Annotated in this window: 5 protein-coding genes and 1 other RNA gene; all 6 read right to left on the reverse strand. The window is 51.7% G+C overall.

Features of this window, described 5'->3' with window-relative positions:
• Positions 1–79: 79 nt before the first annotated feature.
• The 6 genes from OGX96_RS12345 to OGX96_RS12370 all read right to left on the reverse strand — a co-directional run bounded on the left by OGX96_RS12345 (position 80) and on the right by OGX96_RS12370 (position 14,022).
• Complete coding sequence (locus OGX96_RS12345) at positions 80–4,435, reverse strand: autotransporter outer membrane beta-barrel domain-containing protein (protein WP_286583175.1); 4,356 nt, start codon at positions 4,433–4,435, stop codon at positions 80–82.
• Positions 4,436–4,868: 433 nt separating this feature from the next.
• Positions 4,869–8,411, reverse strand: coding sequence for an inverse autotransporter beta domain-containing protein (locus OGX96_RS12350; protein WP_286583176.1), 3,543 nt, complete (start codon positions 8,409–8,411; stop codon positions 4,869–4,871).
• Between the two features lie 411 nt (positions 8,412–8,822).
• Positions 8,823–9,186: a transfer-messenger RNA gene (gene ssrA / locus OGX96_RS12355) on the reverse strand.
• A 72-nt stretch (positions 9,187–9,258) separates the two neighbouring features.
• Positions 9,259–10,422, reverse strand: a complete 1,164-nt coding sequence (locus tag OGX96_RS12360) for a beta-barrel domain-containing protein (protein ID WP_087050841.1) — start codon at positions 10,420–10,422, stop codon at positions 9,259–9,261.
• 7 nt (positions 10,423–10,429) lie between these two features.
• Complete coding sequence (locus tag OGX96_RS12365; protein WP_286583179.1) at positions 10,430–12,616, reverse strand: type I secretion system permease/ATPase; 2,187 nt, start codon at positions 12,614–12,616, stop codon at positions 10,430–10,432.
• Positions 12,613–14,022: a TolC family outer membrane protein gene (locus OGX96_RS12370; protein ID WP_286583181.1), complete on the reverse strand. Its 1,410-nt coding sequence runs from the start codon at positions 14,020–14,022 to the stop codon at positions 12,613–12,615. Before OGX96_RS12370 ends, OGX96_RS12365 begins: the two co-directional genes overlap by 4 nt.
• Positions 14,023–14,118 lie beyond the last annotated feature (96 nt).

The following is a 14,118-nucleotide window of genomic DNA, read 5'->3' on the forward strand; positions in this document are numbered from 1 at the left end:
AAGCGTCGATATATTTGAGGTTATGGCAGTAGCCGGGGTGCTCTCGAAAACACCCCGGCTATCTTTTGTTGAGGGCTAATTAGAAATGATATTTCAATCCTAACGTTGCCGAGCTGTTGTTATAACCGTTGTCTCCCATCTGGACGCCCACATTACCCCACAGATTTAAATCTGGTGTAATCTGGCCTTCGACACCCAGTTTAATCTCTCCCAGATTGCGTGCACCTTCCTGGCTGACGCTAACGTCGTCCATTTTAGTGCTAAAACTGCGTGTATTATGGAGCCAGTTAGCTTCAATAAATGGCTGGAATTCGCGGCCTTTGCCCTCATCCATTTTATTAAAGCTTTTCAGGTAGGCTCTGGCTCCAAGACGGGTTTGAATATTACCGTTACCATTCATCTCGATACGCGTTCCGTTAGCTTCCCGATGGTCATCAGATTTGACCCCCATCCAGGTAACCTGCGCCTGCGGTTGAACATACCACTCATTAACGGTTCCTTTGCTGCCAGAGAATTCGCCAACTTTAAAGGTATATCCCGTTTCAACAGAAGCTGTCAGACCTTTGGATTTATAGGACTCAGAAGCCAGTCCTTCACCTTTGACATGGTTGTCAAACCATCCATATTGTGCCCAACCGTCGAGGTACAGGCCTTTATGGTCGGTGTTATCGGCAAACCATGTAGCATAAAGGCCAGTGCTATAGCCATTGACGCTACCTCGCGAGGTGTAACCCGTTGCTGATGAGCGGGTCTGATTATTGTCATGACCATACCCGGCCATGATCCCGAAACGCCAGCTATCATGCCCGTTGGTTGAGCCCTGCGCGATATCGCTGCCGAGCTGCATCACATAGCGATTACTTTGAGTACGTAATTGGCTGCTACCGTCATACCAACTTTGGTGGCCACCTGCCTGACGCATCCACATACCGGTGGTTTTCATCTCTCCGGTTGACACATCTGTGTACTGAGCTTTGCCCGAGCGATCGTGTAACTGCATGTTAAACATGGTGTTTACGGCAGCATGGTTCGCGGTATAGGTCCCTCCTTCCGGGCGAAGCATATGCTCTGTGGGCGAAACCGGTTTTTCGGGTTTTTCAGGCTTATTCAACTGACTGGTCAGATACCAGTGATTATTGTTAGCCCCCTGACCTCGAACCAATGAATAATCATACGCGCCCGCAGTGATACGCCCACTCTGAGTAAAATCACCATCAGAACGGCCATCAACATGAATAAGCTCAATCCCCTCCAGAGTTTGTGAACCCTGGCCTCCTGCATTGGTGACACTTACTTGAGTATTGCCAGTGGTATCACCTTTTACAATAAGCTTATCGGTGGCCGAACGGTCGTCCCCCAGAACCGTATCAAAATTAATAACACCATTGTCGCCGCGGTAATTTCCTTCAACAATCAGCTGATTGCCTGCGGACTGTCCAATATTCCCTAAAGATATCGCACCCTGGTTGGTGAGATCTCCGCCAACAGTAAAGTGGCCTGATGCTCCATTTCCGGCAACAAACAGTCCGGCATTATGGATACTGCCTAGTACCGTTCCCGCACCTGAAAGCATACCGGCAGAAGATATATTCACCTGCTGGCTCGCTAAGGTAACAGGTGCATCCTCCTGACCCAGCATCAGACCCCCTTGTTGAATATCAGTGGTGCCGGTATAGGTGGAATCTGCAGTCAGAGTGATAGTGCCCTGACCCTGCTTGATGACATTACCGCTGCCATCGACCTGGTTTTGCATGGTCCAGTCATCCAAGCTGTTAAGGATCATGTCACCCTGATTATGAATGGTCGCCTCCCCCAGATGTTCGGCGGCTGACGCCACTAATTGTGTGTTTTTATCCAGGTTAAGCTGGCCGCTAAATCCACTGTTATCCCCCTCAAGAGCGACGTTAGATTCGCTGAATGAAACTTCACCCTTACCGCTAAGGTTGTTGGACAAGTGTCCCTCAACGGCATTGAGATTGAGGTGGCCATCGGAAATAATCTCCCCGGTCCCCAATCCCTGAACATTATCCAGAGTGACCTCTGCGCCGGAAGCGATGGTCGTTGTTGCGCTTAAGGACGCATTATTGCCCTTCACGCTAAAGACACCGTTATCTATATTCAGATTACCGCTGCCGACCAATGCTCCTGCGGATGTTCCGCCGTTAGAAATCGTCAGGCTACCGCCATTAATATTCAGAACTGATCCCACCGCGCTGGTTAGCTGCCCAATCGTCTGGCTATGCCCATTCATATCCAAAACGGTCTCTTCTGCCATCTGCAGACCTGCTGTATGGCCCAGTACATTATCATTGAGCATCAGTAGATTACCGCTGCGCAAATCGGTCAGACCGGTGTAATCATTATTCAAACCTGACAGTGAAACTGTGTGGCCTTTCTGGCTGTCGAGCGCCAGATCCCCGGAGCCGGTCAGGCGGGAACTCAATTCCGCAGCCGCTCCGGTTTTTCCGTTGGCGTTCAGGATCAATGCATTCTGACCCTGTCCTTGTAATTCAATCTGTGTCAGACCGTAGCCCACATAAAGGCCGTCATGATTTTGCCCACTGGTCAGGCGATAGTCATACGTTCCCTTTGCTACAACCTGCCCGTCCTGGCTGATGTCATGCTGAACAGCATCTGTTATCGCGTTACCGTTCAGATCCTGCAGTTGCAGGTTTCCGGCATCTCCTGTTACAACGGTTGCTGAATTGGTGGAAACCAGCTTAATTTCCGCATTGGCGTCTTCCTGCTCCATTAAGGAGAGACCGGTATCAATACCCTGAGATATGGCGTCCACTACGCCCACAGGATTCACCTGCACAGCACCAGACCCAGTCAGGTCTAACTGATCTTTAACATTCACCATTTTGTCGGTTTGGTGTATGCCGGGGGTAATGTTACCAAACTCAATGGTACCGCCAGAAAAGGCCAGGCTTCCAATGGACTGTGTGCCAGTGCCCAGTGAAATTTCACTTCCTTTTCCTGCAATCAGCCCTGCTTTTGCAAGAGCATCGGTGTTGGTTCCCTGCAGGTTGAATGTCGTATTCTGTAACGCCAGTGCACCAGTGAACCCAGAGGTCGCTGTGCTATTTTTAAAAGAGAAAGCGTGATTTCCCGTATCGACACTCAGGATGCCGGACCCAGAAATCTTGTGGTTAAACAACCAGTCGCTGGTGCTATTGAGCTGCAGTTTCCCGGCAACGGATAACCCGGCAGAGCCCAGGTTTTTCTGATCGGACACGGTCGCAACGGCACCCGATTCAACATTGATCTTGCCTTTAAAGGCGCTGTTATCACCCATTAACGCCACATTTCCGGCGCCGACGGAGATAATACCGTTCCCCGTAATCTTATTGGTGAAATCCATGTCATCTTGAGCGTTCAGCAAGAGTTTGCCGCTATTGCTAATATCAGCGGTTCCCAGGTTCTGCGTAACCCCAAGGGTGGCATTCCTGGCAATTTTTACTTTGCCGCTAAATTTTGAGTTATCACCGGATAAAAACGTTGTACCATTAAGCGCATTGATATTACCCAGCCCCTCACTGCCGCTTGATATATCAGCTGTTATATTGGCGTTATCACTGGTGTGGTTCAGTGTGATTTTTTTATTGTCCGTACTAGCCCAAACGAATTCTATTTTCTTGGCGTCAATAATCCCAGCAGCTTTAGCTTTCTCTCCTTCTTGAGCGCCTAATGCTAATTCTGAGTTCGTACTCAAACTAATTTCTGGAGCAGAGATTCTCCCCATGTCTGATACCACTAAAGTGGTATTTGAATCTTGGTTAAAATACCCCAGGCTTAATTTCTCACTGGCGTTAATTTCTCCCTTGTTATTAACCGACAGGAATTGATCGCCACCGTAGCTCTTGAAAACACCCATGAAGAATGTTTGAGTATTTACCTGGCTACCTTCGCCGCTAATGTTTCCCCTTTCATAGGTAAGACGACTGGTCCCTTTAACATGAATCTTACCGCCATCAGACACGTTAAAATAACCGCCAGTTCGCCAGTTGTCTGATGCGCTGTCATATAAGTCGTCAGCATAGAGTTCGCTGCCTGCATTGGACACGTTAAGGTAACCCGTACCTCTCAGCAGAACGTTTAGCTCACCATTGATACGCACTGTTCCTTGGGTAATATCCAGCCCACCACCTGATGTGAAGGTCAGGCGGGGGCGAGAGTCCGGCGCATTAATCACCAGGTTGGCGTTATCTTTTACATTGATATGGTAATTAATGGAGTGACTGTTTTGGCCAAAATCAATGGTGTTATCTGTGATGACATCAATATCATCAGCAAAAGCCATTGATGAGCATAGCGCTACAGCACCGGCTAATAACGCCCTGGACTTTTTTTTCGTGTTCTTCCTTCCCAGTTCGGAGCACACACACCAGCAATTACGGACTTTACTCCATTTTATTTGATATATTTTGTTCATAAACTCTCCGCAAAATAATCATAATAAAAATTTAACACTTTTGGGGTGAAATATTTATCGGGATACATTTTTGAGAGTGAAAATGTAGATCTCCGAATTGATGATATATGTCACGTGTCATTAATGTGATGTAAACATCGATACCGGATACTCGATTCAAGTCTCCCTGCGTAGTTTGTCACGTGATAAATTAATTTTGATAATATAGCCATCTGGTTGGAAATATTTTACCTGAGGTTTTGTCGATATTTCCAGTCCCTTTATTATATTGCTGCTTGTTTTCAAATCAACGGGGGAAGGGGAATCATCGAGAGTGAACTTAGCTTTGCTAAAGCTATTACAGTTCTGAGTCTTAGTGGGTAGAGGACGCGTGGACAATATATAGAAAGGGAGATAGCCGCCACGCTGCGGCTATCTCCTGTTTATATCCCAATCAGGAATTTGGTTGATGGTTCTCAACTACCCAGACGGTGAGTACTTTTTCCAACGTTTTATCTCCCGTCGTCGCCTTCGCTCTCACCCAACTTACACCGGCCGTATCCGTTCTCAGTTCAGAGTAAGCATTCCCTAACTTAAAGTTGGTTTTATCCGGCGTCATCGTAAAGGTTCCGCTGCCGGGTTTGGCTTTGCTGCCTGCGCTAAATTCGACACTGCCGTTTAACGGGTTACCGAATTTATCCTGCAACCGGGCCATAAACCCTACCGGCTCAAGGTTGGCAACGGCATAGCCAGGATCCTGCTCCAGAGTGAGTACTGGATTCTGGGCATCGGCATTCAGCGTTATCGAAGCATTTGCCGAGACATTGCTACCGTGTTCAGCCAATGTGGCGGTCAGCGTGTAACGACCCGCCTTATTACCGTGGACATTTACAGTCGCAGTACCGGAACCATTGGTGGTGACAAGCGTATTGTCAATCACCAGAGGATCGCGTGGCGATGGGCCTGTAGCCGTAATTTTCAGCTTACGGTTGCTGACGCTGTTCCCTGATGTATCGGTCAGATGCAGGGTAAACGCCACGTTATCCACATCACTGACTACGGCGGTTGTAGTTGACGGTTCGATCGTCAACGCGGCATTTTGCAGATCCGATACTACCTCAATCGCCTTACTCGCCATAACGCGTTTACCCTCTTTGATGAAGGTTGCCTGCAATTGATAGTGCCCAGCTTCTGCGGCAATAAAGGTTGTTGATGCCATTCCTTTCTCATCCAATGTCAGTTCGGACTGGCCCAGTTTTAATCCACTGGCAGGGGAACTGGTCAGGTGCACGTCACCACTAAATGGGTTGTTTTCACCGTCGACAACCTGTACCTGAATTTCATGTGCCGCTGATGCGTTTGCCACAATGCTCTCAGACGGTGCGGTCAAATTCAGCACTGCGCTGTTAATATCAGGTACGAATTCCAGGTCAACGCTTGAGGACTCAACGCTGTGCTGCCCATCTGTAACCCTGGCATTAACGGTGTAATGACCTGCCTTAACCGTAGTTAACGTTACCGTCGCGTAACCGTCTTTATTGGTGGTGATTTTCTCCGGGTACACGAGCCCTTGTGGCGTTACGATAAGCTCCACTTTCTGTCCTTCAACCGATGCGGCGGTATTGTTGAGCATGAGCTCAAGCGTGGCACCATCGCGACCGTTTGCTGCAATATTGGTGATTGCGCCATTGTCTTTGGCCGTCAGAGACAATGTTGCCCCCTCCATTGCAGAGGCAAATGTTACGCTTAGCGATGAGCTGATGTTCCCCGCGCTTAGCGTAATGTCATAAGTTCCCGGCGTTGAACTGGTCAGTGAGAATCTTGCTTCACCTTTGGCATCGGTCTTCACAACGTTCTCCCCATTAGCGATCTTAACCTGTGACGGTAACGCCAGAGTGACCGTGTATCCGGACAGCGGGTTCCCATAACGGTCGGTCAGGGTAACGACCGCGATATTACTCTGTTTGCCATCCGCCAGTGCATTGTCCTTGGTCAGGTTAAAAGCCTGCACCACCGGTTGCGTTTTGTCGGCAATCCAGTTGGCTTGTTTTTCCAGCCCAGAGAAATCATGTTTTTGTGACTTCACACCAATGCGTGTCGCCTGAGCCAGTTCAGACGTTGCCTTAGCGCTGTACACGCCGTCTTTCTCTTCTACTGCAGTAAAACGGACCTCGCCGCTGGCTGAAACTGCATAAAAACGTAAGCTGTCGTCGCCGGTGATGGCATTCCCGTCTTTATCTTTTGCTTCTAACGCCAGGCTAATCGGGTGTCCAACGACCTGCTCCATGGGCATTACCGTGAATGTCGATTTTGCCGCCTCGGCGGAAACCGCTTTTAGTTTCACCGTCAGGGTTTCTGTTTTACCCAGAACTTTAGCGGTTATGCGTGCCGTCCCTGCCGTTAAACCCGGCGTCAGCGTGGCGGTATACACCCCGGAGCGGGTTTCCTGCACTTCACCAAGCTTTGGAGCCTGTGCCGAACGCTCACGATTTCTCTGTGCGTCAGGCGTAAACGCTAAAGACAACTCAACGTCATGTGCAAGCCCTGTTAACGGATTACCATTGGTATCTTTAAGCACCAGCGTAACCGGATGCTGTGACTTCCCGTCAGCAGCGATGATCGGTTGCTGCTCGCCGTTCAATGTAAAATCCATTGTGCCGACAGAGGCCGAACTCCTCGTCACCGTCACGTCCATCACCGCATAGTTAGAGGCGTTTCCTTTAACATCTCGCGCCGTTGCACCGATTTGCCAGTGATTAGTGCCGCCTGGTGTATAAGCGGGTAACGTCAGTTGCCATGATGTGCCGCTACCGGAAATGCGTCCGCCAGCGGCGGTAAATGCGCTATCGTTCCACTCTACCGACTGAATGCCCCAGTGGGATTTATCCAGCGAAATAGTCACCGGAATAACGGCGCCACCTTCCCCCTGTACGCTTTCAGGCAGGCGGATTTTCAGAACCGATTTTTTGCGGTATTCCAGAACAATATTGTTATTTCGTTCGACAAAATCGTAGCGTCCGTGCTGAACTTCGCGCATTAACGCAACATTGTCGCCGTCCAACTGCTTCGCCAGCGGGATGCCGGGGCGATAGTTAATCTCCATGCCGAAGCGTGAATCATGAGTATTGCTCTGCCCCTGCTTGTGTTCAGCGGAAAGCGTAACTAGCGGAACCGGCGTATAGCTGATCCCGCCTGTAAAGGCGTACGGATTTTCCTGAAGATGATCGCTGCCAAAGAGGCCGACATTCTTGCCGTAATACTTTTCATATTTAAGCGATGCGCCCAGTTGCGGATACGATGGCAACCAACCTTGGGTATAGATATCCCAGCCATCCGCCGGACGTTCCTGATAATCATCCAGATCGTGAGAATCCTTCCATTTTGATAATCTTAAATAAGCATTTGCGCCTGCGCGTAAATAATCTCGCCAATACTCAACGCCTGCACCCATACGTGCGTGATGACGACTTAAATCGTAGTCATAAAATAAGTTTGCGCCCAGCATTGAATTATCCGCCGTGAAATAGCGATAACCCATACCGATATTAGTTTGGGTTCTGTCATCGGTACGGTGAAGCGATGTCTGGCTAAATAAAACATGCTGCTTTGTATCAACCCACGGATAAAGGAAATCGAACGCCGAATCTTTCAACGAGAAAGCGTCATCGACGTTGAGTTGAATACGCGCATTACCGTACTTCTGTAGCCACTCTACCACCTCCTTCGTTGCCTGTGCTGAGACGGTATTGGCAGCAAAACTGCCCGCATGGCCGTTTTCAATGCTTCTGCCAGCCTGCGCGGCGAGAGAAGACAGACCGCGCAGTTCTTGCTGTTCTGCGGCGGCCTGCGATGCCTTAACGGCTGACGCATGGCTGATGGTTGGCGTGAAGCTAAGAAGGGCAGGATACAGAGCCTGCAAAGCGATTGTTGACCATGCGACAACCTTATTAACGGGGCCTGTTGCCCCATTGCTCCGCGAAATTTTCTTATTTGACATTTGTAACTCCAATATCAATTAAAAAAATCAAAGGTTATTCCATGTACTGAACGGGATGCGTAATATATGTATTTAGTAGGAAAATTCAAGAGTTGTTCATGGAGAAGTTAACTGGATATTTTTACACTATGCGGCATTGTGGGCTGTTTAACGATGTCGAACGTTTAAATGACGAATGTATTTAAAAAATACGTTTCTTTTTATCGTGATGATTTTAAGCCTGTAGGGATATTATTTAACCATGGTCGTTCACTGTTAAATAAAAAGAGTTATCAGGAAATTAATCTGCCTGTTCGTATTCAGCTATCATCACGTTCTCCGGATCTAAGTCTGGAACGTGTCAACACTTGCAGGACGGGGCAATAGACACAAAAAAGCCCTCAGCTTGCGCTGAGGGCTTTCACCGGTGTTTGGTGGAGCTGGCGGGAGTTGAACCCGCGTCCGAAATTCCTACATCCTCGGCACTACATGCTTAGTCAGTCTTTACATTCGCCTGGCACCTGCGGACAGACACGCCACTACCAGACTAGCCTGATTAGTTTTAACGCTTCAACCCCAGGCAGGGCCTCCACGCGATCTCTTTTGGGTTTGACCTCTCTTTGATCCCCGTCTTAAGAGCGGAAGCTAGGGAGAGAGGGCTCAGAGCAGGTTATTAAGCTGCTAAAGCGTAGTTTTCGTCGTTTGCGACTATTTTTTTGCGGCTTTTTACGAGGCCAACCGCCCCTCGGCATGCACCTTGGGTTTCGCGAATCCCGTCGAATCCAGAATCAGCCCCAATGTGTTATAGCAAGTATAACAGACTTGTGACACGCGTGACCAGCCCCCGCAACCCCTAATCCTCAAGGATTTAGCGCTCGCGCAGCGCTTCTTTTGCGCGATTAAACGGTTTGATTAAATAGTCGACGATGGTTTTTTCACCTGTTTTTATATCCACTGTGGCAATCATGCCAGGTACGATGGAGAAATGGCGTCCCAGTTTGTTCTGTAAGAAGTCCTGATGCGTGCGGATAAACACGCGGTAATAGAAGATTTCCGGTTTCACTTTGTCCTGAATGGTGTCCGGAGAGATGGTTTCGACTACGCCTTCCAGTCCGCCGTAAATGGCGTAGTCATAGGCGGTTATCTTTACCAGCGCCCGCTGGCCGGGATGGATGAACGCGATATCACGCGGCGACAGGCGCGTTTCTATCAGCAGATGATCGTCCAGCGGCACAATCTCCATCATCTCGCCGTTGGGCGGGATAACGCCGCCGATGGTGGTGACCTGGATGTTTTTCACAATACCGCGCATCGGCGCGCGTACGGTCAGGCGGGTGACGGAATCCTCACGTCCTTTTAAAATAGCCGCCAGCATATCCACTTCGGCGTTAGCTTTTGACAGCGCTTCCCGCGCCTGCACGAAATATTGTGAGCGCAGGTCGGTGATTTTTAATCCCAGATCGCTTTTTTGTCGTTGCAGGCGCAGCACTTCTACGTGGCTGGCGGCACCGCTTTTCTCCAGCCGTTGGGTGATGGCCAGTTCTTTATTTACTGAGACCAGTGCATCCTGAAGTTCTGCCATTGAATCCGCAAGCTGCGCGCGACGGCTTTTATACAGACGAGTTTCGGAGGCGATGAGATCCGGCCAGGCGCGCAGTGAATCGGGAAAGACCAGCGGCAGATCGTTAACTTCGGCATTAAGCCTTGCGCTGGAAGCCAGTGAGGCGCGATAACGGGCTGCACTCTCCCCAACGTTGGACTCAGAACGGGTGGGGTCGAGGCGGGCGACTATTTGATTGGCCTGCACTTTATCTCCCTCGCGTACCGTAAGCTCGGCGAGAATGCCGCCATCCAGCGACTGCAAGATCTGCTCTCGCGAGCTGGGGATCACTTTTCCACTGCCGGTTGAGACTTCATCCAGCTTGCCGAAATATGCCCAGATACCCAGGACGGCAAACAGCAGCGTGCTGAGCAGAATAATACGGCTGGCCCCGGAAAAACGGTGCTCGCGGCGGATATCGAGGTCGTCCATGGCGGCATCATGCGGATTGGTTTTCATTTTTCCACTCCCGACCGTGAGTTGGGGCGGGTGCCCGGCTCGCATTTAATGCCTGCGCTTTCGGGGCATCCATAACCAGTTGGCCTTCTTTTAATACCACCACGCGTTCGACCAGCTCCAGAACCGGTACGCGATGAGTGGCGACAATCAATGTGCGGTTGCCCAGCCACTGGTTCAGGCGCTGAATAAACTCCCGCTCGGTATGTTCATCCAGCGAGGCGCTGGGTTCGTCGAGCAGCACGATATTGGGCGATCGCAGCAGCATTCTTGCCAGCAGGATTGACTGCCGTTGCCCACCGGACAAACCGTTGCCGCCCTCCATAATGGGATGCGCCAGCCCTTTGGCGAGCTGTTTAACGAAAGCTGCCGCGCCGCTGACCTCCAGCGCTTCGAAGATCTGCGCGTCGCTGGCATGCGGTGCGCCGAGGGTCAGGTTCTCGCGCAGGGTGCCGAAAAACAGCCGCGCGTTCTGGCTAAGAAAACCGATGTTGCGGCGTAAATCAGCCATATCGATCTGCGCCAGACTCAGATTGTCGAGCCGGACATCGCCCTGGATAATCTCCACACCGCCCGCCATGGCTTGCAGCAGGGTTGATTTCCCGGCACCGTTACGCCCGAGGATTGCCACGCGCTCGCCGGGCATGACCTCCAGGCGCGAGATGCGCAGCGGAACGCGCTGATCGTCGCTGTGGTAGCGAAAGTGTGCGTTCTCAAACAGATAATGGCCGTGAAAAATCTCCTGATGCACCCGGTCTTCGTCGTACTGCGTTTCGGTGGGAAGCTGCATGATGCTGTCTAACCCCATCTTCGCCGCCTTGACCTGTTGCCAGCGGGCCAGCACGCCGCACAGATTTGCCATTGGGGCAATCATTCTGGAACCGAGCATCGAAGCGGCCACCACAGCCCCGGTGGTCATCGTGCCTTCAATGACCATCGGCGCGCCGAACATAATGATGGCGGCGTAGACCAGACTTTGTACCGACATGCCCCAGCCAATAAGGCCCTGAGTCAGCCTGCGCGTGCGCAGCCCGGACTCTCCGGTAATGCGGATGTAGCTGTTCCACTGCTGTAAAAAGCGGTTTTCCGCCTGCATCAGCTTGATGTCTTCCAGCCCCTGAACGCTCTCGACCAGCACCGCGTTGCGCAGGGTGGATTCATGGGCAGCCTGGTTGGCGAGCACCGCCAGCTTCTTCTGTAACAGCAAACCGGGCAGGATCATCAGCAGGGCCGCGACGGGCGCTATCCATGCCAGCGGCGGGGCGATAAAAGCCAGCACTACGATAAACAAAAAGAAAAACGGCAGATCGACAATGGTCGACATGGTCGAGGAGGTGATCATCTCGCGAACCTGTTCCAGCTCGCGCAGTTGAGAAATGAAGCTCCCCGTCGAGCGGGGGACGGCGCTGTTGCGCAGGCGCAATGCATGGCTGAACACGCGATCGGAAATGCGCATATCGGCGCGTTTGCCGAGCAGGTCCATTATGTGGGTACGCGCTTCGCGCAGCAAAAAGCCAAACAGCACCGCCACCAGAACGCCAGTGGAGAGAACATACAGCGTTGGATAAGACTGGGCGGGGATCACCCGGTCATAAACCTGCATGGAAAAGATAATCCCGGCGAGCGACAGAACGTTAATCAGAAAGGCGGCAATCATGACCGGCAGATAAGGACTAATGTCTTTTAACACCAGTTCGCGCATCCAGTCGGGCTTGAAGCGCGAAATATAGCGGTCTACCCGACTGTCCTTCAGCGCCGACAGCGGGCGCATCGCGGTAATACTCACGATCTCCGGCAGAAGCTCTGCGACCGTGAGCCGGTTACGCTGGCCCTCTTCGGCGATGATAAACACATCCAGTGCATCTTCGCCGTTGAAATGTTCTATCACCATTAGCTGGCCGTCGCGCAGTTCCGCCACCACCGGCAGACGCCACTGACCGAACGCCTGCGTGGCGGTATCCAGCGCATGAAATGACAGTCCCGCCTGACGCGCCAGTTGCGACAGGGCCGTTGCCCGGCTTTTTCCTGCAAACCACGGGGCGTTGGCCTGGATTGCGCCGGGAGAACAGGCCACGCGATAGTGATTGGCAATATGCGTCATCGCCAGCGCCCACTGGCTAAGATCGTGTTCACTAATCGCATCTTCTGCATGTGAATCGAGGTCGCTCATAGCTTGATCTCCACCGATTGAATGCTGCGATTATTTAAGGCGAACGCCTGGCGAAGCGAGCCAGTGTTATAGAGGCAGTTCAGCTGGAGCTGGCGCAACTGGTTTTGAGTCTGGAGTTCGGCAAAACGGGCCTGATACACCTCTTGCTCGGCGTTAAGCACGTCGAGCAGCGGGCGCGAACCGAGGTCCAGATACTGCTGTTGATAAAGCTCGCGCGTTTGTTCACTCAGTCGCTGCTGGCGGCGCAGAATCTGCAGGGCGGTGGCGAGGCTCATTGCCTGGCTGCGGGACTCCAGTAATTTTTGTCGTACTTCGAGTCGGGTGCGCTGGATGGAGTATTGTGCAGACTCTACCGCATGGCTGGCGGCGTTGCGCCTGGCGGTGAGTCCGCCCCCCTGATACAGCGGCATCTCAACTTTTACCCACGTGGAGTACTGGGTTTTGTCGAGCACCTCATGGCTGGGGTATTTGTCGTTGAGATAATGCTGAACCGACGGTTCCAAAGAGATGGTGGGCGTCATCTGCGCGTTGGCGTAATCGAGATTTGCCTGTGCCACATTCGCTTGCGCCCAGGCCGCCAGAACCGCGGGAACCAGTTTATCTTCCGGTTTGACCACATCGCAGCTGCTGTCCAGTTTGGCCGGGAATTCGTTGCTGATGCCGTTAAGTGAGTTCCAGCCGAGGTAACTCATCAATGTGGCCTTACTGCTGTCGAGATTGGCCTGATACTGCGCCAGCTGAGAACGCGCAGACTCGATACGCGCATCGGTTTGCACCACGTCGGACAGCGAGGTTGCCCCTTCATCATTGCGTTGTCGGGTCAGTCGACCAATGTCGTTTAAGGCGGTGAGCTGTTCTTCGGCGGCATCCACCATTTGCTGCCACGTCTGCACCTGGACTATCGCGTTGGCGGTTGCGTGGGCGATGGTATCAATACTGAGTAACACATTCGCCTGCTGTTGTGCGGCTCCGGCGGTCTCGGCGCGGACCTGGCTTGCCACTTTGCCGAAGTCGTACAGCATTTGTGACACCGAAATAACCAGCGCCGGGCTAAAGCCGTGGTCGGTATAGGTATTGCTGTAACCGTTATTCATTCCGGCAGAAACCTGCGGGTAATATTTCGATTTCGCCACGTCGATCTGTTCGTTTTGCGAAAGCAGTTTGCCGATCGATTCACGAATAGAAGGATGCCAGCTCACGGCACGACTTACCGCGTCGTTGAGGATCAGGTTGCCGGGGGCGGCAGCGCTCAGCGGCAGATCGGCAACCGCGCCGTCCAGCGAGGGAAGCATCTGGCTGGTGGCCAGTCCTTCCGGCGTAATAATTTGCGGTTCATCTTCGGCATTCACCCGCAGGGTACAGAGCGTTAATGCCAGAAGTAATGCAACAGGCGCGACATTTCTCATAGTTTATCCCTTACAAAATACGGCAGCGACGACTGTTATTGCCCCGGACGTCATGGCATCCGGGGCTGTAGTTATGGCGCTTTAACGCATTGCGTT

Origin of the sequence: Citrobacter sp. Cpo100, assembly GCF_030332595.1 — a bacterium.
Classification (GTDB): domain Bacteria; phylum Pseudomonadota; class Gammaproteobacteria; order Enterobacterales; family Enterobacteriaceae; genus Citrobacter; species Citrobacter portucalensis.